The 21,048-nt window shown below is 66.3% G+C and carries 17 protein-coding genes and 1 pseudogene; 8 read left to right on the forward strand and 10 right to left on the reverse strand.

The features are described 5' to 3' along the window. Nucleotides 1–171: 171 nt before the first annotated feature. Both AC069T_RS04945 and AC069T_RS04950 read right to left on the reverse strand, forming a co-directional pair. On the reverse strand, nucleotides 172–996 hold the full coding sequence (locus AC069T_RS04945; RefSeq protein ID WP_478781369.1) for a hypothetical protein: 825 nt from the start codon (nucleotides 994–996) through the stop codon (nucleotides 172–174). Between the two features lie 258 nt (nucleotides 997–1,254). Then, complete coding sequence (locus tag AC069T_RS04950; protein WP_478781370.1) at nucleotides 1,255–1,389, reverse strand: hypothetical protein; 135 nt, start codon at nucleotides 1,387–1,389, stop codon at nucleotides 1,255–1,257. A gap of 1,011 nt (nucleotides 1,390–2,400) precedes the next feature. On the opposite strand from AC069T_RS04950, the gene AC069T_RS04955 reads away from it, so the two are divergent. Beyond that, the gene (locus AC069T_RS04955; RefSeq protein WP_478781371.1) at nucleotides 2,401–3,417 is read left to right on the forward strand and encodes a hypothetical protein; all 1,017 of its coding nucleotides are present in this window, start codon (nucleotides 2,401–2,403) and stop codon (nucleotides 3,415–3,417) included. Between the two features lie 298 nt (nucleotides 3,418–3,715). Here AC069T_RS04955 and AC069T_RS04960 read toward each other — a convergent pair whose 3' ends face one another. After that, complete coding sequence (locus AC069T_RS04960; RefSeq protein WP_478781372.1) at nucleotides 3,716–4,366, reverse strand: GNAT family N-acetyltransferase; 651 nt, start codon at nucleotides 4,364–4,366, stop codon at nucleotides 3,716–3,718. A 143-nt stretch (nucleotides 4,367–4,509) separates the two neighbouring features. Between AC069T_RS04960 and AC069T_RS04965 the strand changes: the two genes are divergently transcribed. Together AC069T_RS04965 and AC069T_RS04970 are read left to right on the forward strand one after the other, a co-directional pair. Next, complete coding sequence (locus AC069T_RS04965) at nucleotides 4,510–5,442, forward strand: aminoglycoside phosphotransferase family protein (protein WP_478781373.1); 933 nt, start codon at nucleotides 4,510–4,512, stop codon at nucleotides 5,440–5,442. Between the two features lie 108 nt (nucleotides 5,443–5,550). Then, a pseudogene (locus AC069T_RS04970) lies at nucleotides 5,551–5,799 on the forward strand (transposase); the annotation flags it as partial. A gap of 205 nt (nucleotides 5,800–6,004) precedes the next feature. Here AC069T_RS04970 and AC069T_RS04975 read toward each other — a convergent pair. The 3 genes from AC069T_RS04975 to AC069T_RS04985 all read right to left on the reverse strand — a co-directional run bounded on the left by AC069T_RS04975 (nucleotide 6,005) and on the right by AC069T_RS04985 (nucleotide 11,625). Next, nucleotides 6,005–6,442, reverse strand: a complete 438-nt coding sequence (locus AC069T_RS04975) for a peptidase inhibitor family I36 protein (protein WP_478781374.1) — start codon at nucleotides 6,440–6,442, stop codon at nucleotides 6,005–6,007. A gap of 164 nt (nucleotides 6,443–6,606) precedes the next feature. Next, entirely contained in the window at nucleotides 6,607–7,296 is a 690-nt protein-coding gene (locus tag AC069T_RS04980) for a GmrSD restriction endonuclease domain-containing protein (protein WP_478781375.1), read from the reverse strand. A gap of 1,140 nt (nucleotides 7,297–8,436) precedes the next feature. Then, on the reverse strand, nucleotides 8,437–11,625 hold the full coding sequence (locus AC069T_RS04985; protein ID WP_478781398.1) for an RHS repeat-associated core domain-containing protein: 3,189 nt from the start codon (nucleotides 11,623–11,625) through the stop codon (nucleotides 8,437–8,439). A gap of 769 nt (nucleotides 11,626–12,394) precedes the next feature. Here AC069T_RS04985 and AC069T_RS04990 point away from each other — a divergent pair. Further along, nucleotides 12,395–12,541 carry a hypothetical protein gene (locus AC069T_RS04990; RefSeq protein ID WP_478781376.1) on the forward strand — a complete coding sequence of 49 codons (147 nt, stop codon included), beginning with the start codon at nucleotides 12,395–12,397 and terminating at the stop codon, nucleotides 12,539–12,541. Between the two features lie 44 nt (nucleotides 12,542–12,585). Here AC069T_RS04990 and AC069T_RS04995 read toward each other — a convergent pair whose 3' ends face one another. Beyond that, on the reverse strand, nucleotides 12,586–13,053 hold the full coding sequence (locus AC069T_RS04995; RefSeq protein WP_478781377.1) for a hypothetical protein: 468 nt from the start codon (nucleotides 13,051–13,053) through the stop codon (nucleotides 12,586–12,588). A gap of 399 nt (nucleotides 13,054–13,452) precedes the next feature. On the opposite strand from AC069T_RS04995, the gene AC069T_RS05000 reads away from it, so the two are divergent. Then, entirely contained in the window at nucleotides 13,453–13,947 is a 495-nt protein-coding gene (locus AC069T_RS05000; RefSeq protein ID WP_478781378.1) for a lamin tail domain-containing protein, read from the forward strand. Nucleotides 13,948–14,711: 764 nt separating this feature from the next. Next, nucleotides 14,712–15,986, forward strand: a complete 1,275-nt coding sequence (locus tag AC069T_RS05005; RefSeq protein WP_478781379.1) for an acyltransferase family protein — start codon at nucleotides 14,712–14,714, stop codon at nucleotides 15,984–15,986. Between the two features lie 178 nt (nucleotides 15,987–16,164). On the opposite strand, the gene AC069T_RS05010 is transcribed toward AC069T_RS05005, so the two are convergent. The 3 genes from AC069T_RS05010 to AC069T_RS05020 form a co-directional block, all read right to left on the reverse strand. Beyond that, nucleotides 16,165–16,680 (reverse strand): RICIN domain-containing protein, encoded by a 516-nt coding sequence (locus AC069T_RS05010; RefSeq protein WP_478781380.1) that lies wholly within the window; start codon nucleotides 16,678–16,680, stop codon nucleotides 16,165–16,167. Between the two features lie 366 nt (nucleotides 16,681–17,046). Continuing rightward, nucleotides 17,047–17,559 carry an RICIN domain-containing protein gene (locus AC069T_RS05015; protein WP_478781399.1) on the reverse strand — a complete coding sequence of 171 codons (513 nt, stop codon included), beginning with the start codon at nucleotides 17,557–17,559 and terminating at the stop codon, nucleotides 17,047–17,049. A gap of 376 nt (nucleotides 17,560–17,935) precedes the next feature. Beyond that, nucleotides 17,936–18,148 (reverse strand): DUF6417 family protein, encoded by a 213-nt coding sequence (locus AC069T_RS05020; RefSeq protein WP_478781381.1) that lies wholly within the window; start codon nucleotides 18,146–18,148, stop codon nucleotides 17,936–17,938. Nucleotides 18,149–18,435: 287 nt separating this feature from the next. On the opposite strand from AC069T_RS05020, the gene AC069T_RS05025 reads away from it, so the two are divergent. Further along, nucleotides 18,436–19,314 carry a nucleic acid/nucleotide deaminase domain-containing protein gene (locus AC069T_RS05025; protein WP_478781382.1) on the forward strand — a complete coding sequence of 293 codons (879 nt, stop codon included), beginning with the start codon at nucleotides 18,436–18,438 and terminating at the stop codon, nucleotides 19,312–19,314. A gap of 89 nt (nucleotides 19,315–19,403) precedes the next feature. Beyond that, entirely contained in the window at nucleotides 19,404–20,984 is a 1,581-nt protein-coding gene (locus AC069T_RS05030; protein WP_478781383.1) for a hypothetical protein, read from the forward strand. The last annotated feature ends 64 nt before the right edge of the window (nucleotides 20,985–21,048 follow it).

The raw sequence follows: 21,048 nt of genomic DNA on the forward strand, positions 1-21,048 counted from the left end.
GCACCATCGGCCAACAGCCAGACTTACCCCGACAATTCAGCCACAGGGGGCGAGAAAACCGCAGAGAGCGGGAGAGAAATGCACGCCGGTGCACCCCTGGCGCGTCCTGGCACCGCGCGGCTACCGAACACACCAAAGCGCCGTGCATCAGGCGGCGCAGGTGCAACCGGCTTACGGCGCACCCTGCGTGGCGGCACGGCAGTGGGGACAGCCCAACTGTCGTGATGAAGCCGGGCCGTGCAGCTCCACGGCTGCCTGACGGACCGCTTGCCACAGCGGCTCGATGTCCTCGATCCGTCCTCCCAGCGCACGCACCAGCCGAGCGGTGACAGGCCAGGGAGGGGTATAGACGCCTTCAAGCACCTCGGAAAGACACGGAGGCGGCAGCAGAGCCTGGCTGCTGAGCTCGTTCAGGGTCGGGGAGCCGGCCGCCAAATACAGGCCGCGCAGGGCGGCCGCTAGGTAGCCGGCGGCGCCCTGTGCCGGCAGTCGGGGCAGACGCACCGTCTCCGAAGCGCTCTCCCACAGCACCCGCAGATCCTGAGGTCTGCCGGCGAACTCGCACGCCAAGGCATACGTCTCCGGCCAGCTCGGCGTGCACGATCCTTGCAGAACATGCACCAGATAGGGGAGACGAAGCCCTGCTCGCTCTGCGGCCTCATCGACAGACACGCCTGAACGCACCTGCAAGTAGGCCAGCGCATCGGCCAGACGCTGTCCCGCCCCACGCTGGTCGGCCGTCTGAAGGGGAGGAAACAGCACCCGAAGAGCGGGAGTGTCCCAGCGGGCGCTCGCCCGCGCGGCAGTCGTACCCACGGCTGCCGCGACGTCAGCCCAGCTGGCACCCGCCTGTCGGCTCTCGTGCACCGCAGCCGCTGTACAGCGATCCGCCTGACGCAGGATGCTGTTGACCAGGCCCAGACGTGCCTCAAGCGGCAAACGCAGCCGCTCGGCCGCCAAGAGACGGCCGGCCAAAGAGGTCAGATCCCGCGCCATTCTGATCCCGCTGGGCACCGCAAGGGGCCGCCCCTTCTGAGCATTCCGTGCCCGCTGGGCGCGCCTGCGGCAAGCTGCGTCGCAGTAGTCCCGTCGACGCCCGCGTCCCTCCCGAGGATGCAGGGGCTTTCCGCAAAACCCGCACTTCTTGGATTGAACTGACCCTCGCACCATGGGACCTTCCGCCTCCATGCGAAGCCGACCTGCAGGCGGGGGCGTCCTCAGCGCCAACAGCGCTGAGGACGCACCTCGAGGCCCCTAGTGCCGCAGGCGCAGGTACCGGACGGAGGACTGGGAAGCCAGGCCACCGGCCAGCAGCAGCCAACGGCTGTCACCGCCAGCGCCCGCCACCCAGATGACGATGACCACAACGATGACGACACTCAGCCGCACGTGCACGTCCAGGGCATCCAGGCTGGCGTTTTGTGGAAGCCGGGAGCGCAAAATGGTATTTTCGCGTCTCGGGGGCATGCGCAGCATCCCCCCGGAAAGCCGGACAGTCATGTGGTTATAGCCTTTCCGATTTGATTGTCCGCACAGGGCCCTGACGGTGCAGCAACACCGTCGGGGCCCGCCTCTGTCTGAGGCGCGGCGTGTTTTTCTGGATGGAAGTTACCCCCTCCTCCGTCCCTGCGTCACGTTAACCCAGAGATCTGGTGATGTGTTGTCACGCAAAAATGCGAAGTCAACTCGGGCCCACGCCCGGCGTGTTCTGACTATCGAAAGAAGTGCGTCGCCGCGACATCCAGAATGCTCCAAAAGTGATGCCACCTATGCGACAGCGCTCAAAAATGCTACTCAAGTGATCACGCCTGGACTTCACGACAACACTGTGGACTTCGCTGAACGCCGGGTTCGTTCACACTTTCAGGTGGCTTGCTCCTAAACGGAAGCCGGTCATCCGCTCATCTGCACGTGCAGATGCAAAAAATAGACACCCTCTGACACGGATCCCAGAGCACCCCCGCACCCATCGCCCGAGGTGACCGCCAGCCCCGGCCAACGGACGAGAGGACTCCGTACATCCCGCCACGTCTGCGCGAAACCCCCACCGCCCACAGCAAGATCTGCTGCGATTCGGCCGCTCTTGCTTCGCGACACCACCTCCTGCGGCCACAATGAAGCCGCGTAGCAGGCCGGCAAGCAAGGCGGCCCGCCGCACATCGCCATCGCGAGTCGGGGGAGTGAATGGCACCGCGCAGGATCACAGAAGCTGAAGCTGTCAGAGCCCTACTGGAACGGGGCGCAAGACCACTGGAACCCTTTCCCGGCACCCAGCATCCATGGCGATGCAGATGCCTGCACTGCGGACAGGTCAACACGCCCCGATACAACGACGTAGTGAACAAAGGGAGTGGCCCCTGCCGAGGAGCCTGCCGCACACGGAAGATCGCCGACACGCTCATGCACGACGGCATCAAGGCCGCTGCCACCATGGAAGAGCACGGATGGCTGCCGCTCGAGCCCTACCCCGGAGCCGGCAAGCCCTGGCAGAGCCGCTGTGCGCAATGCGCCACAGTCAAGACCAAACGCCTCAACCACGTCCGCAACAAGCGCGCCCGCTGCACTCACTGCTCCGGCCATACCGTCAGTGCCTCAGCAGCTCTCGGCATCATGGCCGCGGCAGACCTGGAGCCCTTGACGCCCTATCCCAACCTGCAGCTGAGCCCCTGGCTGGCCAGATGCCTACGCTGCCACCACCTCGGCACCCCTACGCTCGCCTCGGTCCGCCTGCATGGCCACGCCTGCTGGGCCTGCCGTGCCACACCCTTCCCCTCACGCCAGGGCCTCAACGAGCAGCAAGCCGTCGCCTGCATGCTCACCCACGGTCTCGCCCCCCTCGACCCCTATCCGGGACGGACAGACACACCGTGGAAGTCACGATGCACCACATGTGACACCGACTGCGCGCCCGTCCCCCAGTCCCTGCCTGGCCACCTCCAGGCATGCCCCGTGTGCGCCCAGCAGGACATCAACCCAAAGGAGCCCGGCGAGCTCTACCTGGTGATCCACGACGAACTCCGAGCGCTGGGCTGGGGGGTGGCACGTCCCAGCGGACGACCTCTGCATTCCGCACGCCGCGCATGGCGCCTCCTGGCACGCTGGCGTCTTCCCGCAGCGCAAGACGCGTGGGCCTACAGCCGTCATCTCAAGCAGCAGATACGGGGCAACGGCTGGCCCCCGATCGTGCGCCAAGGAGGAGCGTCGGACCCAGTCTGGGCTCAGACAGTCTCCCTGGAACACATCTCCGGGCCGAAGGCGGTCGAAGTCGTCGAGGAGGTGGCCGGCCCCGCATCATCGAACGGTGCAGGGCCCGGCAACGACCCGGGCAGCCGAATCGAAATGGGCGCCAGCGCAACGGACTTGCTTGTGTACCTCAATGACGACTCACGGCGGCCGACCAAGAAGCGGGACAGCTGAGTCCTGATCCCACCAGCCTGGCGGGGCGCAGAGCAGACGTGATCATCCGTTCGACAGATTTACCCCACCAGCTGCCGGGAGGCCGTGCCCGAGCATCACCTAGTTCGGGCTTCAGCGGTGAACGGAGTCTTGCTCCGCAGGCCTTCCAGTCCCCGCGCAGGCTGCTGGAGAGGGGAGACAACGCTGCCCGCTCCAGATCGAACAGCGTCGGCTTGGGGCCAACCTTCTGGTCAGGAATCGTGTTGCTCTACCTCCCTCGGGTCTGCAATCCGGTCAGCGACGTGGCACGTGAAGGGAGTCAGGTGCCTCGTTCGGCGATGAGCAGGGTGCCGCCGCGGCTGGTACTGCGGCGCAGGACTACGCCTGGCTGCAGCGGCTTCGTGGCGAGCTGGTAACCGTCAGAGCCGTCGTCGCACGACTCGACCCCGGAACGGGTGCGGAAGACCACGGGTTCTGCCTGGGCGGCGATGATATATCCGCGCCGGCGGTACCAGCGCATGACTGCGAAGTCGCCCACGCGCACCTTTGCGAACGACAGGTGCGCCCCCTCATCGCGAGCCGTCTTCTCGGCGGTATTGAGCAGGGCAGTGGCGATGCCTTGTTTGCGGTAGGACTCAGCGACGGCCAGGAGCTCGATCTCTACAAGCGCTGTGACCAGCGCGGACCGCTGGGCCGCCGGATGGCCCTCAATCCAGCGGATGGGAGGCGTCATATACAGCATCCCGGCGATGGTGCCGTCGGCGCGGGCGACCAGGCAGCGTCCCTGCCCGTACGGCAGGGGCACCTGGCCGCCGTAAACGTCGATGGCCCGGGCCAGAGGTGCTGCTGCCGCCTTCTCGCCCGGCGCGAGGTTTCCCAGGGCTAGCGCGCCCAGGGCTGCTGCTCCAGGCCCGTCACCTGGGGCCGCGAGAGCGACGGTGACGGCGCCCGTCCTGGGCTGGTCAGTCATGAGCGCCATCCTACGAGCGCCCCACCAAACGCTTACTACTCCAGCTATAGATCGCGATCTTCGAAGTGCGCGGTCTGTCGGGCGGCGGCAGCAGCCGGCTTTGGGCTTGGTGACTGCGGCGGGCTGGCGCGTAGGGTGCCGGAATGATCGCGATGCCAGAGGAGTTCGCACAGAGCACCGTCGACCGCGAGGGGGAGACCGGGGCGGCGTGGCTCGCCGAGCTGCCCGGGATCGTGGAGGAGTTGCTGGGGCGCTGGGGGTGCGTGCCGGATGGCGAGGTCATGCACGGGGGCGTTGGCGTCATCGTTCCGGTACGGCGGCGGGCTGAGGAGAGCGCCGTGCTGAAGGTGTCGTTTCCGCATCCCGGCAACGTCCATGAGCCGGATGCGTTCGTTGCATGGGGCGGGTGCGGTGCCGTCCTGCTGCATGAGCGCGACGACGAGCGGTTCGCGATGTTGTTGGAGCGGGTTCAGTCGTCGACCCTGGCGGAGGTTGAGGACGCTGACGAGGTGGTGACGGTCGCCGGGCGGCTCAATCGGCGCCTGGCCATCCCCGCACCGCCCGGCCTGCCCCGCCTGCGTGAGCAGGCCGATGCCTGGGAGGAGCAGCTGCGCGAGGACGCCGAGGAGCTGACGCATGCGTTGCCGCGCCAGGTGCTGGATGCCGCCATAGCGACCGTTCGGCAGCTGGGCCGGGCCCAGCCGGATATCCTCATCCATGGCGACTTTCATGCCCGGAACATCCTGCGTGCCGGCCGAGAGCCGTGGCTGGCTGTCGACCCCAAAGGGTACGTGGGAGATCCCGCCTACGACGGCGGAACGCTGCTGAAGTCCCGCGCGCTGACGCTCCTCGAAGCGCGGGACCTGCGCAAGGCTGTCCACCACCTCTTAGACGTCTTCGCCGAGGCCGCGGAACTCGACCGTGAACGCGTCCAGCGCTGGGCCCAGTTCCATGCCGTCCAGGCTGCGTTCTGGGGCTGGCGCCACGGTTTTCGTATCGCCCGCAGCGGACCACGGCTGGACTGGCTCACCGAATTCGCCGACTGCCTGGCGGAGTTGCTCACCGAACGCTCGTAGAGCGTGATGGTGCTGGCCAGGGAGTCCGTTGGGTGGACGAGTGCGGCCACCGTTGATCATCGTGAGCTGTGTGGACTGACGAGATAGTGGCCGCAGGTCACAGCATAAATCCGGTTCGCCCGATACGAACCCCGCCTGCGTGCCGGGCGGCTGGTGCGGGGCCTGCTGTCGGACCTTCCCCGCAAGAACTGCTGGACGATCGCGGAGTGGGCCGGGGAGGCCAGCTCGCACGGCATGCAGCATCTGCTGTGCCGGGCGTCCTGGGATGCCGACGCCGTCCGCGACGACGTGCGCGAATACGTCGTCAAGCACCTCCACGACGAAGCCGCGGTGCTCGTCGTCGACGAGAAGCTCGACGGCACTCCGCCAAGCACAGCAGTCATGGTGGGAACGTGTAGCTGGCGGCCGATGCGGACGGCCGACCGCTGTGGATCACACCCGCACTGGCGGGCAGCGCCCGGCCTGACGGCGGCACGCCCCCACTCTCGCGCAGGGCAGGGTGCGGCGTAGGGGCTGCTGGCAGCCCTGCCCCGGCTGGGTTCCGGGCCGGCCCTGTCAGGGCTCACGCGCCGCAGGGAGTGGTGTTGTTGTTCAGAGAGTGAGTGGTGTCGTTGAGCTGGTAGGAGCGCAGGTCGCCGATGGTGCCGCCGTCGGATCCCACGCACACGTGTCGGCCGAAGTAGTTGTCCTTCTGGTAGACCCGGGCGGTGCGGCTGCTGTTGTTGATGACGGAGCTGCCCTTGCCGCGGATGTAATCCGGTAGGTGCCGGACCGAACCGTCGATGGCGCGTTTGACATAGGGCTGGCCCTCGAAGTGGATCTCGGGGTAGATGCACACGAATCCGCGGGGGCACTGGACCTGGTCCCGGGCAATGGGCCCGGTTGAACTGGTCCGGGACGGCGCCGACGCCGGTGTGGCCTGGGCGGGGGTGACACCGGCCAGCGCCGCCGCTAGGGCGACGGTCGTGCCGGCGAGCGCGAACAGCCTGGGAACGTGCATGTACTGGCTCCTGGGATCGATTTGTGTTGTGTAGAACAGCACGCGCCCCAGGGTTCGGCGGGAACGTCGTTCTCCGGCACGCCACCTGGGTAGGGCGGGCGGGTGCAGGGTGGCTACGTCTCCCGTCCGGGCGGAATGGGACGGCGTCCGGCCCTGGGGCGGGTTCAGGTGGTGGGGGTGTAGGTAATGGTCTGGTCGGGACAGGAGTCCGCCAAGCCTGTGAGGGCGTTGCGTTCGGTGGGGTCCACGGTCAGGTGCCAGGTGAGCTTCACGCTGATCCAGTCGGCGGTGTAGCGGCAGTTGGCCTGCGACGCGGACGGCATCCACGTGGCGGGGTCCTGGTCGGCCTTCTGCCGGTTGGAGCGGGCGGTGACTGCCACCAGGTGCCGGGCGTCGTTGACGTAGTTGGCGTAGGCAACGCGTCGGTTCTTGGCCCAGGTGGAGGCCCCGGAGTCCCAGGCTTCAGCAAGGGGGACGAGGTGGTCGATGTCCAGGCCGCTCGCGCTGGTGACTTCGGTGTCGTCGTACCACGACCACCAGGTGCCGGTCCCGGGGATCAAGGTGCACTTTCCGGTGATCTGAGGCGCGGTGACAGCCTCCTCCAGCAAGACCTCTTGGCGGGTGTTGCAGCCGTCGTGATCCGCGTCGATCCACCCGCCGAAAGACGAGGCGCGGTTGTAGCCGGTGCGATCTTCGGCAGCCACCTGAAGGGCGTCGACCGCTTGGTGGAGCGCCGCGCTGTGCTCGCCGTCGGAACGGCCGACGCCGTGAGCGTGAGCGGGAGTGATGGTGAGGGCGGCTGCCAACACGGCTGCCGTGCTGGAGGCCGCATGCCAGCTGCGAAGCAAGGTCATGGTGAGGGCTTGTCCTGGCGGAACGCTTCTGCATGCCGACTGCCGCTTAGGTTCGCCCAGATGGATGGTCCAGGGCGGTCGCAAGTCGCTCAAAGGGACCGGCAGGGAATCCTGATCCGAAGCTCTGGCGCAGCCCTCGTAGGCTGCTGCCGGCTCGATGCCGACCGGCCCTGCTGCGGAAGCTGTCCCCGTGGCGCGCTTCCAGCCCAGGTCCGCGGCGATCTCTTCGGCCTATGGCCGTTCAACCTGCACGATCGAATCCGCTCCGCCGTATGCAACGCCACGACAACACCAACGACCGCTGGACCGACCATGACTGGCAGCAGCCGCCCAGCGCGCCCTTGCCGCTCTGGCGAGCAGTACTGGAACGCGCCCGGCCGGACCAGTTGTGCTCATTACCAGCCTGCACCAGGGCCTGCGCCTGGCGGCGACCACAGCCTGACGCCGCCCGCGGGCTTGCTCATCTCGCCCGCGTGGCCGATGACGTTCTACCGCCAGCACCCCGATTCTCTTCCCGGCCCTCAAATTATCAATCCGCTAACTGTACTAGATGCCAGCTGCCCGGAACTCGAAACGATAGCGCGGGTAACCGTTTCGGGCGAAGTAACAGCCGGTCTGCACGGTCTCTGGCTGCTTGTTCGGCGTCCGTAGGCGGACCTTCAGCCACTTACGGCACGACGTGGCTCTTCTCTAGCGGTGTCGCGATACATAGACGGCCGCGGTTACGGCGATCGCAATAACGATCAGGATGCCGCCGATAATCACCAACTCGGCACCTCCCAGGTTGCCCATGATTAATTCTCCTCTTTTTGAGTTCCAAAGATCGAGTGCAGATGTTTTGTGCGCGCGAGGATGCACTGCGGGATCCGCAGAGCCTTCCTGTACGGGAAGGCTCTGCGGCATTCCAGCTCGCCCCGCTTAACTGTTTTGTTTCCTGCGGAGACGGAACTGTGTCACCGCGAATGCGACCAATGCCGCAGTGAAAAGGACAGTTGTGACGATTCTAGCGACTTCCCAGATGCCGCCCGATGGGTCCGCGAAGGCGTCCACAAGGTTGAGGAGCACCGCAGTCGCGAATGTAACGCTTAGGGCGTTCTTTGCGGCCTTGGATTTTCCTTCTAGATTTTCCATTGGGTCATCTCACTCCGTAACCCACGCGTAGGGATTGAAGCAGCTGTTCAAGTCCTTCGCTTCATCCGACCAGGAATTATCCGTGTCCTCCCAGGCCTTCTTTGCATAGCACCCGACCGGGGCAGCCTTTCCCAAGATCTTCCCGCCGACCTTCATCCACCCTGGGAGTAGACCAGTGGGGTCGATGAGGTTGACCGGGTCGCCTTCGGCGTAGAGGTAGGGGTTTTGTTCCTGGCCGGAGGGGTCGGGCTGGGTGAAGCGGCCGATGTTGGCGTCGTAGTAGCGGGCCTGGAGGTGGTAGAGGCCGGTGGGGTCCTGGTAGTTGCCGGCGAAGCGGTAGGGCTGGGCGACCGGCTCGGTGGACTGGGCCAGGATGCGGACGCCGCGGGGGCTGTAGGTGTAGGAGTCGACCTTGTTGCCGTCTTCGTCCGTGAGGGCTACGACGCTGCCGATGGCGTCGGTGAGGTAGTAGTACGCCTTGCCCCCGGTCGTCATGGAGTTCAAGGTGCCCCCCGGTTCCCGGTTGAATCCCATGTCCGCGCCGGCGGTGGTCTTGGCGGACAGGCCGAGCGGGCCGTTGTGGAAGAACGTGTCGCCTAGCTTGATCCGCTCGCTCTGGTCGGTGGAACCGTACTGGCCCGCGTACGTCTTGGCGTTGACGGTGATCGACGTCATCTGGGAGTGGTCCGACCAGGTTTCGCCGGTGCGGATGTAGTCGTCGGTGGAGGCCGCGGCGGTCTCGTTGCCGATCTTGTCGTAGGACCAGGTGCCCGTGGTGCTGGACTTGTTGGTCAGTTGCTGGGCGTCGTTGTAGGTGTAGGTGGTGCCGCGCGGGCAGCCGGGGTCGGCGCCCTGGGAGGTGAGGTTGCCCGCGAGGTCGTAGCAGTACTGCCAGGAGTCGGCGATCGTGCCGTTCTTCTCCTCCTTGGCGTAGGAGAAGCGGCCCGCGCCGTCGTAGCTGTAGGTCCGCTTCAGCCCGGAGACGTTGTCGGTGCTGGTGCGGATCTTGCTGCCGTCGGTGGCCGCGCCGGTGCCGTAGCCGTAGGTGTAAGCGAGGTCGACCAGGGTGCCCTGGGGCGAGGTGGTCTTGATGGTCTCGGGGCGGTTGGATTTGTCGGGGGTGACCTTCTGCACCGTGCCGCCGGGGTAGGTGGTCGTGGTGCGGACGTCGTTGTTGTTGTAGCCGTATTTGGTGATCCGGCCCTGGGGGTCTTTCAGCTCCTTGAGCTTGTTGACCTCGTTCCAGGTGTAGTCGACCGTGCCGGCGGGGTCCTGGTAGTAGTCGACGTTGCCGGCCGCGGTGTACGCCAGCAGCGTCTGCGAGCCGTCCTGGAGCGTTCGGACCGTCTCCCGCTGGAGTGGGTCGAACTGGTATTTCACCGTCCCGGTGCTGTCGGTGCGCTGGGTGAGGTTGCCGTCGCCGTCGTACCAGTACTCAACTCGCGCTTTGTTGGTGGTGTCGACGACCTTGATGCGGTCGCGGTTGTCGTAGGTGTAGGTGACCGTGACACCGCGGGCGTCGGTGGCCGTCTTGGTGCGGCCGAGCGCGTCGTAGGTGTAGGTGGTCCTGGCCAGGGGTGCGGGCGGGGTGACGGTGTCCAGGTTGCCCTTGGCGTCGTAGTGGAAGTCGGTCACCACCGTCTTCGACGACGACATCTTCGTCTTCTCGGTGCAGCGCTGCCCCTCGAAGCCGCCGCACGTCGGGGTAGCGGGATTGTAGGTGTAGGAGACGTTGCCGCCGCCCGTGCCGGTCTGCGCCACCGACATGGTGTTGCCGGCCGCGTCGTACGTGAAGTCGGTCTTCTCACCGTCGGGGTTGGTGGAGTCGGAGGGCACGTCGCCACCGCCGGCGATGGTCTGCCAGTGGTTGACCGTCTTGCCGCCCGTCGGCGCCGTCACCGTCTCCAGGTTGTTGCGGGAGTTGAAGCCGTAGTCCGAGACGTTGCCGGGTGTGGTGCCCGAGCCCATCGCGTCGGTTGCGGAGTCGATGTTGTGGTTCGCGTCGAACTTCGTGGACCGCTTGTGGCCCAGGGCGTCCGTCACGTCGGTGACCTGGCCGTCGCTGTCGTGCTGGTACTTCGCCGCGTGGGACTCCGGATCGGTGGCCGTGGTCGTACCGGCCGCGGTCGCCGAGTCACTGGTGTACGCGTACGTCCACGTCGGGCCGGTCTGCCCCGAACCGTTGAAGGCAGTCGCACGCAGCATCGACGTGACGCGGTTGGCGGCGTCGTAGGTGAAGACCGTCACCCGCCCTTCGGCGGTGGTGATCTTGTTGACGCGGCCCGAGTCGTCGTAGCCGAAGATGACGGTCTTGCCGTCGGTGTCCGTGGTGATCGTCAGGTTTCCGGTGTCGTCCACGCCGTAGGCTGCGGTGCGGCCGGTGTTGTCCTGGGCCTGCCACAGGTTGGGGTCGACCTGGGTCAGGTCGATCCAGCGGCCGGAGCGGGTCTCGGTGAGTTTGAATCCGCCGTCGGCGTGCTGGGTAACGGTGATCGAGCCCTTGTTGCGGTCGGCCACCTTGGTCAGGGTCCCGCCCGCGTTGTAGGTGTCCTTGGAGTGGGACTTCCAGTCGGCCAGGGTGTAGGTGCCGTCGCTGTTCTTCTTCAGCTCCTGCGAGTAGCCCTTGGGCGTGGCGAACGTACCGTCGGTGTTCTTCTTGAACCGGACGGTGGCACCGCTGGAGTCGTAGAGGACGACTTCGGTACTCGAGATCGACAGGTAGCGCTCGTACTGCTGCCACCACCGCTGGGACACCTTGCCGTGCGGGGCGTCGAGGGAGTTGTACGTCCGTGCCAGCATCAGCTTCTGCCCGACGCCGGCGATGTCGAAGTCGGTCGCGGTGAGCATGAGGTTGCCGGTGGAGTAGTCGATCCGGGCGGTCAGCGCGTCCGTGATCGCGAAGTCGGTGATGCGGTGCCAGGGCACGTTGCCCTGGCCTTCCGGTACGAGGTTGGGGACGCCGGCATCCTGCGCCGCGGAGCGGGAGGACTTCCCCGCCGGCGCTGCGGGCGCCGCCGCATGCTCCTTCTGCGCCTTGCGCCAGGCCGCCAGCTCCTTGGACGGCTTGCGCTCCGGGCGGGTCGCCACCGGCTCGGTCGAGCCGACCTTCACCCTCGGCATGCTGAAACGCGGAGCGTCCTTGCCCCACGCCGACACCGGCCTGGGATCGTCCGCGACCGCGGCAGCGGCCGGCAGCATCGACAGCGCCAACGCGCCGGACACCACAACCGCCGCGGCGGACAGACGAGTTGTTCGTTTACGGGCACGCCGAACGGGCGCGCCGAAGGCACGTAAGTGCACGACTTCCCCCCCACAGGAAGATGAGTCCCGGCAACCCCGATAGTCACCAGACCCGCACAACCTGTCACACAATCCGCACGAAAGTTCGAGCAATACCCATGATTTTCTGACTCATGCGGCCCGGAATCAGCCCCGCCGCTTCCCCTGGGGCAAGCTCTGCGAAAGCCGCAAACCTACACTGCGGAGCATCGCGTCGACTGGTGTAGACCTAGCGGCAGTTCTCCGAAGCGTCCGAAACCTGCCGCACTTCCCGGCCGGACGGTTTGCTTCCGTGTCCGTACGTGGATGGTCGCCTCGTAGACACCTCAACAGCGTTAGGAGGAGGGCAGTCGCCGGGCTGGCTTCAGCGGCACTCAGCTCGTGCCAACGCTCCGCATGAAGGCGCGCTGGCGTGGGGGCACCCTTTATTCAGAGCGAGGGCAGCGCGCGTTCTGAAGGTGCGGGGTTCAGCGCGACCATCAAGGCGCGGGATTTGAGCCGGACAGACGCCGGCCGCCCCGCTGCACCGCCTCTTCCTGGACACCCAGCGCCGCAAGGGCAATCGGTCCCGGGCGGTGAGCAACTGCCGCCGGTACTTCGGCCTCGGCTACAGCCAGAACAACACTAAGGACTGCGACGAGTTCCCTTCGCCACCACCTACGAGGGCTGCGCGGAGCCCGAGTACGACGTGCACGCGGAGAAGAACAACTTCTCCGTCCTGCCCGTGATCAAACAGCAGAACGGAGACGCTGGAATCCTGCTCGGGCAGTTCTACAAGAAGAACCGCATCATCGATGGCATGGACGACGGCTTCATAGTCAAGATCACCTCATAGCCCGTGGTGCGGCCGGGAGCCGCCCAGGGTCCCGGCCGCACCACTCACGTGGCGGGCCAGAACTGCACCAGATATCGCTCGACGCCTTCCGGCACGCCCTCCTGCGTCAGCCGTGCGACCTCGCGCCGGCCCTCGCAGTACACCCGCACGTGCCAGATGCCGTCCGTACCGGAAAGGTGCAGGAAGGTATCCATCGGCCCACCCGCCACGCCCCACAGCGCAAGCTCACCGGAGCGGCTGTGTAGCCGGGCCTGGCCGCGTTCCTCCCACGCGCCGCGGTCATCGGCGCCGGGAGGCTCGGCATTCCACACCTCGGCGCTGACCGCAGCAGTGTGGGTGTGTCCGGCGCTCTCGATGTCGAGCCGTCCTTGATGAGCAGTCACGAACGCGCCACCGGGCTCCCGGCCTTCCGGGTACTCCAGGGGGACCCATGTGTCGTCGACGTCCTGGAGGGCGAAGCCATAGAAGTCGACTTCCACCTCCAGCTCCTGCTGCCGGATCAACTCAGCCACCACTCGCCCCCAGGGACCGATCGGCGATATGAAGTGCCGCCAGTGAGCGTATCGAGCAGGGTCCGGCCCATTTGCCGCAACGGATCACCAGCCCGGGCAAACGGGTCGGGCGAATGAGGTGCGGCTCCCCCAGGGCGTACCAGATTCGGCACGGCCAGGTGACCGCAGCCGCAGGCGAGACATGGCGGCTGGAGCGAGCCGTGGCCGAAGAACAGCAGGCCAGGGTCCGAGAGCCCCGGTCGACCGCTGGCGTATGCAGCGCGCCAGCTGCGTCCCAAGCTAGGAAGGGAGTTCTCTGTCACTCGAATGGGTGACAAGTGGTTCGGCGTGCAACCATCGCCGGCCTTCGCGTGTCCTTCACACGCAACACCCTGTGTTCACCATTGAAGGAGCATCCTCTTGCGTAAGGGTTCTGTCCTGACCGTCGCCGTCGCAGTCGGCGCGCTCGCCGTCCTTTCGGGCGTGCCGGCCCAGGCCGCCGAGTACACCTCTGCGCTGAAGATCCGCGGGGTCCAGTACGACGCGCCCGGCCGGGACTCCAACAGCTGCTCCTCCGGCAACACCGCCGCGGAATACCTGACGATCAAGAACTACTCGTCCTCGGCGACCATCGACCTCAAGGGCTACGTCGTCAAGGACGCCACCGGCAACCGGTTCACGTTCACCGCCAACCACTACCTGCAGCCCGGCGACTATGTGAAGCTCCGCGGCAACCACGGGACCGACTCGGACGCCAACAACGTGGTCTACCGCGACAACTGCAACTTCATGTGGAACAACGACAACGACACCATCTACCTGTACAAGCCCTCCGGCAGCCGCGCAGACGTGCACTCCTACACCAAGAGCGGATCCGACCCCGACAACAACGGATATATCGGCTACCACGGCTGATCACACCCCAGCCTACCGTCCAACATATCTCCGCCTCCTGGCTCGGCCGGTTCCGCACTACGTGCTGTACCCCACGGTGCGGAACCCGGCTTCCCGGCGCCGGGAGGCGCTGGAGACACTGTTCGCCGAGCGCGACCTGAAGCGCACTGTGCCCGTCGGCAACCGACCCGGGCGCCGCCAGCGAGTGGTTGAACTGGACCACCGCCTCGATCCCCTTGGAGGGCGCGGTGATCCCCGCTTACTGCCGCGGAACGAGTACGTCTTCATCCCAGCGGGTCTTCGGAGATGCCCTGGCCGTCGGGCTTGCAACTGGCCGAACCAGATCCGTCAGGCGTAGGTCAGGGCTGTAAGGCCGGGGGCGAAGAGGACCGGCCACACGAGCCAGGGCGGGGCCAGTCCGGAGGCCAGTGTTGATCGAGCATGAGGCCGGGCGGGGTCGTCATCTCGATCGTGAAGAGCGGAATGATCCATGCGAGTGGAATGGCGGCGAGCTGGAGGCATCCGAATGAACTCGCGACGGTCAGGTGCATGAACGCGTTCATGGCGACGAAGAACCACAGGGCCCAGTCGTCGTTCCCGATGTTGGTGGTGAGAGCGGCCCCGGAGGGGACGGCCGCGACCAGGACCAGGTGGCAGCGCGCCAGGAAGGTGTGGCGGTTCGGGTTAGCCAGCCCACCCGTGGTTTCACCAGGGCAATGGGGGAGCCGACTGAGGGAGCATCTGCGCCGTTGAACAGCGGCGACGGGTGGCACGTGAGAATGGGTATGGAACCCCCCCTGCCCGTTCCTTCTCCGCTGGAGCGGACACCCTCGGCGCTGCCCCGCTCGTCTGCAGCCGGTACGCCGGTCGGCCCGCCTCGATTAGGCTGGCTGGACGCGTTACGCGGCATTGCCGCACTCGTCGTGGTGTTCGACCACTCCTCATACGCCTTCATGGCTGATTTCCGGCGGGAGCTGATGCCGGAATTCAACACCAGTCGATACGGCATCATGGTGTTCTTCCTCGTGAGCGGCTACATCATCCCTGCATCACTGGAACGCCGCGGCTGCGTCCGGACATTCTGGATCGGACGCATCTTCCGGATGTACCCGCTGTGGGCAGCTGTGGTCATCGCGGTTCTGACCCTCAACATGCTGGGCATCGCAGACATCCGTGCTGACTTCACCGGGCAGAACATCGTCGCGGCGGCAGTCGCCCATGTCACCCTGCTGCAGGAGCTGCTGGCGACACCCAACCTCCTTCTTGTCCTGTGGACCTTGTCGTACGAGATGGCCTTCTACCTGCTGGTCGTCGCGCTCTTCACGGTCCGCCTGCACGGGCGGTCGGCCGCAGCGGCTGTCACGTTGGCTGTGCTCGCCGCCGTGAGCGCGACGGCAGGAGCCGTGCTGCCGGTCTCCGCCCTCTCCGGTGAACTCGGCACCATCCCGCTGATCGCATTCGCCTCAATCACCATGGTGGCCGCCATCTGCTGCGCTAGCGCCGGCATGCGTGTGCTGCAGGTATGCGGGGGCTTGCTGGGCGGAGCACTGGCGCTGGCCCTGGTGGCCTTCAATGGCACGGTCCCGATGTGGGAGGGCCTGGTGATCCTCGCCGTGATGTTCCTGGGCACGGCCGTCTACCGGGCTGACAGCGGGCAGAGCACCTGGTGGAGGGTGGCCTGCACCGCCGCAGTTGTAGTCGCGTGCGCCGTGGGGAGCGCGTACGGGGACAGTGCGGAGGCTCCCTTCACCCGGCGCGGGTGGATCGTGGCATTTCTGCTCGCCGTCCTCACGTTCGGGATCGCACTGGCATTGCGGCGGCAGCGGATACCACGCTGGCTGACCGGCCTGGGAACGATCAGCTACTCGGTCTACCTGGTGCACCCGGCGCTGCTGGCGGTGACCGACGGCACCATCGGCCGGTGGCGGCAGGACAAACCGGTTCTCGAATTGGCGTTCTATGCAGTGCTGCTGCCCCTGTGCTTGCTGACGTACCGCTGCATCGAAGCACCGGGCCAGGCCTGGGGCCGAAAGACGGCACGCCGGGTGCAGTCTCCCTGAGCGGCACTTGCGCCGCGAGCGCGCCGCGTTCCTGCCTGGAATGCACGGCGGCCCCGGACCTGCTCGGGTCCGGGGCCGCCAGATGAAATTTCGTGCGGAAAACAGTCCGGACCCATTCGGGACTTCGGATCACAGACTGCACGGTGCTCGAGCCGAATCGCCGGTCACTGCCCGGTGGTTAGTCGGTCAGTGTCCAGCGCTGGTTGGCCGTCCCGTCGCAGGCGAACTGGGCTGCCTGCGCGCCGTTGGCGGTACTGGCGCCTGATATGCCCAGACACAGCCCGCTCTTACGGTTCTTGAGCGTGAAGTAATCACCGTTGCTGCCGAAATTTTTCGTCCAGTCCTGATTGAGGTCGCTGGATCCAGTTGCCGTGATGGCTGCCGCGCCGGCCGCGGTGCTGCCACCGGTGATCCCAAGGTTCAGTCCGGACGAGTAGTTCTCGAACGTGGTGTAGGTGCCGGCTTCGGTCAGGAAAGAATCCCACCGCTGCAGAAGACTGTCGCTTGCGGCCTGCTGGACGACCTTGGCGCCATTGGATGAGCTCACCGGCTGCAGGAACTTTCCGGATTTGACGTTCTTGATCGCGTTGGTGGAAAAGATCCGCGACGGGGTCGGGTTACCGTCCTGCGGGGTCTGGGCGTGCGTGGTTGCTGGACTGGCGACTGCCATCAGCACTCCGGCCAGCACGGTCATGGCGATGTTCCTGGCGCGTATTGCACGCATGGCATGTTCTCCCGTGGGGGTTCGGTGTGCTCTCTCGCAGCGAGCAGGCAACGCGTTCGGAGCAGAGCGTGCACCGGCCGATGCTGCCTCGTGCAGGTGGCACCACTGGATCGCGGTATCTACGCTGATCGAGGCTTCACCGGGCATGGGACCGAAACGCCGCGTTCCGGCTTTGCTATGAGGGCTCCGGGATCCGGATGCCCTGAGGAAGCAAGACGCCCGCGCCGATCAGGTCCGGCGCGTCCTGTCGGCAGCATGACGCCGAAGCAGTCAGGCTGGTCGAGGAATCAGCCGCCGGCAGCAGGCGAAGGGATGCTTCCCTCATGAGCGCCTGGGCTACAGATTGTGCAGCGACCAGAGCTGGTTGGCCGTCCCGTCGCAGGCGAACTGGGCGGCCTGCCCGCCGTTCGCGGTACTGGCTCCGGAAATACCCAGGCACAAGTGGCTCTTGCGGTTCTGCAGGACGAACTGCGTCGACGTCTTCGGAATGATCAGCCAGTCCTGGTTGAGGTCACCGGACCCGTTCGCCTGGATGGCTGCCGCGCCGGCTGCCGTGCTGGCGCCGTTGATGCCGAGGTTTTTGCCGGAGAGACCGTTTTCGAAGCTGAGGTAGTCGCCGTCCTGGACGGTGTACCAGTGCTGCGCGGAGTTGTTGGAGTTGCCGGTCTGCTGGACGATCTTGGCGCCGTTGGCGGTGCTGTTGCCCGAGGGCTGCAGGTACTTCCCGGACTTCTGATTCTCCAGCCCTAAGGGGCCGGCGGAGGTGGCCAGGGCCGAGACCGGCGTGGGGGAGGGGTCGTAACTCTGCTGCGACTGCGCGTGAGTGACGGTCGGACTGGCCACCGCCATCAATGCTCCGGCCAGACCAGCTACGACGACACTCTTGGTGCGGGTTGTGCGCATGTTGCGTCTCCTCACTTGTGGTGCCCTTGGGGTTACGAGGAGTACTCAATCAGGAGGCTGAGGCATTCGCTAGCCCGTTCGAGACAATCGACCGAGAGCGCTTCCTTGACGGGTGCATGCTCGATATGCATATGCAGCGACACTGTTACGAGAGATGATCATGCCAACGTCAACCATGCACCTCGACTCATGTCCGAGTGCGTCCTGGCGGCTATGGAGATCCCGAAGTTCGTGTTCGTGGTGCCGGACCTGCAGCAGGACGGGCACGGTGCGTGTCAAACGTTCCCCAAGGGGGCGGCGGCGGGAAGTTACACGACCTGGATCAGATGTCGGAGGGGATGCGTGCTGCGAGTTCACGGGCCAGTCGCCGTGCCGCCTCTGCGTGAGCGCCGGTGCCGTGCGCGGCGTGCAGAAGAATTTGTAGCACTTCCTGTGCTTCCTGGAGAGAGATCACCGGCAGGCGCTCCGCCGGGACGTCGACGGTCGCGAAGTCTGTGTCCGTGAGATTGAAGATGTCGTCGGTGGGGGGCGTCATTTTTCACGCTCTCTCCAACTGCATACGCCTCATTATGGTTGCGGCGCACTGGCGGCTGTGGTGTGCCCTGCCCGAGACGGCAGCACGGAACGGGCCCGCTCTTCCCAGCGCGGTGCCGTGGCGAGGCGCGAAGATTCGTGACGGCTTCCCGTCGCTCGTCGAGGAGTTCTGTATCTGTCGAGTGTTCGGCTAGCCGTCCGCGCTGTCCAAGGGTGGTGTTCCTTCCCGATCGCAGACCCTGGCAGAGTATGTTCCGACGGATCACTGCAGCTTGAGAGGTATTTTCGATGTCCGAGCCTGTGCGGGACGCGGCTCTCGGCCACTTCGGCGCCGACGGTATGCGCCGTTTCCACGTCCCGGGGGCGTATGGCATCCGGCTGCCCGACTGGAGCCGCGAGTACGTGCAAGACACGGGCGTGCCCCTGAACGTGGCGCGCTATTTTGCGGCAGCCGCCCCTTCCGACGGCGTGACGCTTGGTCTCCTGGCGGGGCATCAGGGGCTTCCGCGGCCTCCTGCGGAGATGGCCGACTGGCTGCGGATCGGCACCGACGGCTTGGCGCATCTGTGTGTGCGCCCCGACGGCGCGGTGCAGGCGGTGTTCCTTGGGGACGAGGGCGAGGACGACATGCTGGTGTCGTCGAGCGTCGTCAAGTTCACGTCGGCCCTAGCCGCCTTGGACCGGAAGCTGCCAGTGATTGCGGCCTCGACCGGCCTCTCCGTCGCAGCGGCCGCGTTTCGTGAACTCAACGCCGAGCTGAGGCATCTCGACGAGAAGGCGTTCCAGGAGCGCGAGAGCTGGTGGCCGCGGGTCCTCGACGACGTGCGGCACACCCTGAACTTCCCGTTCTCCTCCGCTTTTGAATATGTCGACCAGGCGGGCAACAGGCAGATCGCCACGGACGCCACCGGACCAGGGCGCCCTCACCCGGAAGAACTGCTGTGGCAGCGGCTCAAAGAGCAGGGCATCGCACCGCAGCAGGTACGCCGGGTGTACTGCGAGCTGGAACCCTGCATGATGCCCGGCCACTACTGCGCAGTCTGGCTCAACCACACCTTCCCGCACGCCCAGTTCACCCACAGCTTCGACTACGGCCCCGATGCCGAGTCCCGCGAAGAAGGCCTGAAGGAGCTGATCACCCACGCGGCCCGGCAGGCCCCGCAGTGAGTCCTGACCGCTGGGAGCGGCCGGCCGCCGGGAGGGAACCCGCAGCTGCCGCCCTGCTGGCCTGGCTGGCCGACCCCGCGGCCCCCCACATGTGCCTGGTCACCGGCAGCACCGGATGCGGCAAGTCGACGCTCCTGGCCTGGCTGGTGGCACATGGGGCACGTCCCGGCACCCCTCAGGAACGCCGCGTCCACGCGGTCGCACCGCTGCAGGACCTCGGCGTGCGCGGTGCGGTCTGGACCCTGGCCAACCAACTTAACCTGGTCGCCCGGGCCCCGGGAGAGCTGGTCGCGGCTCTGGCCAGCGACCGTCGACCGGTCACGATCGTCCTGCCGGACCTGCACGACGCCGCCGACCCCCTCATACTTGCCGACCTCGCCACGGACCTGATGCGTCTCGACCACGTCCGCCTCCTCGTGGAAACCACCACCACGAGCCCTGCAACGTCCCGACTCGTCACACTGGCACCGGCGGTCATGAACCTCGACCACGACCAGTGGACCGATACCGAACGGCTCGCCGTCTGGAAAGCCGCACAGACCGACACTCGCCCCGGAACAGCCCCCTCCCCAGTATCCGCAGAAACGCTGGATGATCCGGGACGCGTGTGCGCCCAAGACCCGATCCACGTCACCACCCTCTATGAGGACAGCAACGCCGACCACGCAGGACTGCGCGCCGCCTGGCTGCGCGCCGGACAGGCCCTCATCAGCGAGTCAAAGCCAGCCACACGGGCACTCACCTTGCTGGCAGCCCTTGGTGACGGCGCCGACCCCCGCCTGAAGCAGGAACTGGCTGCGCTCGCCGCTGACGCCGACTGGAGCGTGGTCTGGAACCGAGTGACCGGCGACGTCAGCCCACCCTGGCCCGGGCCTGCGCTTAGTCTCGCCACCGGACACGGTGTGCTCGCCGGCAAGCTTCTGGTGGGAGATCACCAAGGCATCGTGCGGATCATCCATGCCGACACCGCGGTCCCCTCAAGTCGGCTACATCGCACCTTCATGCAGACGCAGGCGCTCGCGGCACTTCCGGAGGGAGCCGTGCTCACCCTGGACCCCCAAGGCCGCCTGGAAGGAGCGCACAGCACTGCCACGCGCACGCCGTCCGGAATCAGCGCACTCCTGGACGGCGGACCCACCCCCCTCGAGCAACTTGTCCACACCATGAACGAGTTCCTGTCGCAGACACCAGGCCGCGCTCTCACCGCTTCCCCCAGCCTGATGGCCGTCGCCGACGAAGCCGGCTCCGTCCACGCCATCCCGCTCCACCAGCCCACAGCCCGCCCCTATGCCATAACCCTGCACAACGGACCCGCAACAGCCCTCGCCGCCCTGGACCTGACCGCCGCCGACGGCCGCGAGCCGACGACCCTCCTGTACAGCGGTGGGGCAGACGGCCGCGTGCGCGCATGGTCTCCCGGCAGAGAACCCCTCACCACACCGCTCGCCGAGCGAACAGTTCCCGTCACCGCTCTGGCCGCAGCGCACACCAGTGAGGGGCCGACGCTTGCCGTCGGATGGGCAGACGGCCTGATCGAGCACCACATCTGGAACACGGGCACGACGCGGACCTTCCGCCCTGGATGGCCCGTTCGCTCTCTGGCGGCAACTGCGAACGCAGACCTGGTCATTGGCAGCGACGAAATGGTCCTCTGCCTGCGGCCCTGCTGAGACAGGGCGGGGCCGGATCTCGACGCTCACGGCTTGACGATCTTTCACTCAACGTGAAGGGTAG

Source organism: Streptomyces sp. NPDC043867 (assembly GCF_056435845.1).

Excerpts from the sequence above, each read along its gene's own strand:
- AC069T_RS05005 (WP_478781379.1), top strand. The coding sequence starts at position 14,712 with ATGGAACCCCCCCTGCCCGTTCCTTCTCCGCTGGAGCGGACACCCTCG.
- AC069T_RS05020 (WP_478781381.1), bottom strand. The coding sequence starts at position 18,148 with ATGACGCCCCCCACCGACGACATCTTCAATCTCACGGACACAGACTTC.
- AC069T_RS04975 (WP_478781374.1), bottom strand. The coding sequence starts at position 6,442 with ATGCACGTTCCCAGGCTGTTCGCGCTCGCCGGCACGACCGTCGCCCTA.
- AC069T_RS04955 (WP_478781371.1), top strand. The coding sequence starts at position 2,401 with ATGCACGACGGCATCAAGGCCGCTGCCACCATGGAAGAGCACGGATGG.
- AC069T_RS04945 (WP_478781369.1), bottom strand. The coding sequence starts at position 996 with ATGGCGCGGGATCTGACCTCTTTGGCCGGCCGTCTCTTGGCGGCCGAG.
- AC069T_RS05015 (WP_478781399.1), bottom strand. The coding sequence starts at position 17,559 with ATGGCGGTGGCCAGTCCGACCGTCACTCACGCGCAGTCGCAGCAGAGT.
- AC069T_RS05025 (WP_478781382.1), top strand. The coding sequence starts at position 18,436 with ATGTCCGAGCCTGTGCGGGACGCGGCTCTCGGCCACTTCGGCGCCGAC.
- AC069T_RS04960 (WP_478781372.1), bottom strand. The coding sequence starts at position 4,366 with ATGACTGACCAGCCCAGGACGGGCGCCGTCACCGTCGCTCTCGCGGCC.
- AC069T_RS05030 (WP_478781383.1), top strand. The coding sequence starts at position 19,404 with ATGTGCCTGGTCACCGGCAGCACCGGATGCGGCAAGTCGACGCTCCTG.
- AC069T_RS04985 (WP_478781398.1), bottom strand. The coding sequence starts at position 11,625 with ATGCTGCCGGCCGCTGCCGCGGTCGCGGACGATCCCAGGCCGGTGTCG.
- AC069T_RS04965 (WP_478781373.1), top strand. The coding sequence starts at position 4,510 with ATGATCGCGATGCCAGAGGAGTTCGCACAGAGCACCGTCGACCGCGAG.
- AC069T_RS04980 (WP_478781375.1), bottom strand. The coding sequence starts at position 7,296 with ATGACCTTGCTTCGCAGCTGGCATGCGGCCTCCAGCACGGCAGCCGTG.
- AC069T_RS05010 (WP_478781380.1), bottom strand. The coding sequence starts at position 16,680 with ATGACCGTGCTGGCCGGAGTGCTGATGGCAGTCGCCAGTCCAGCAACC.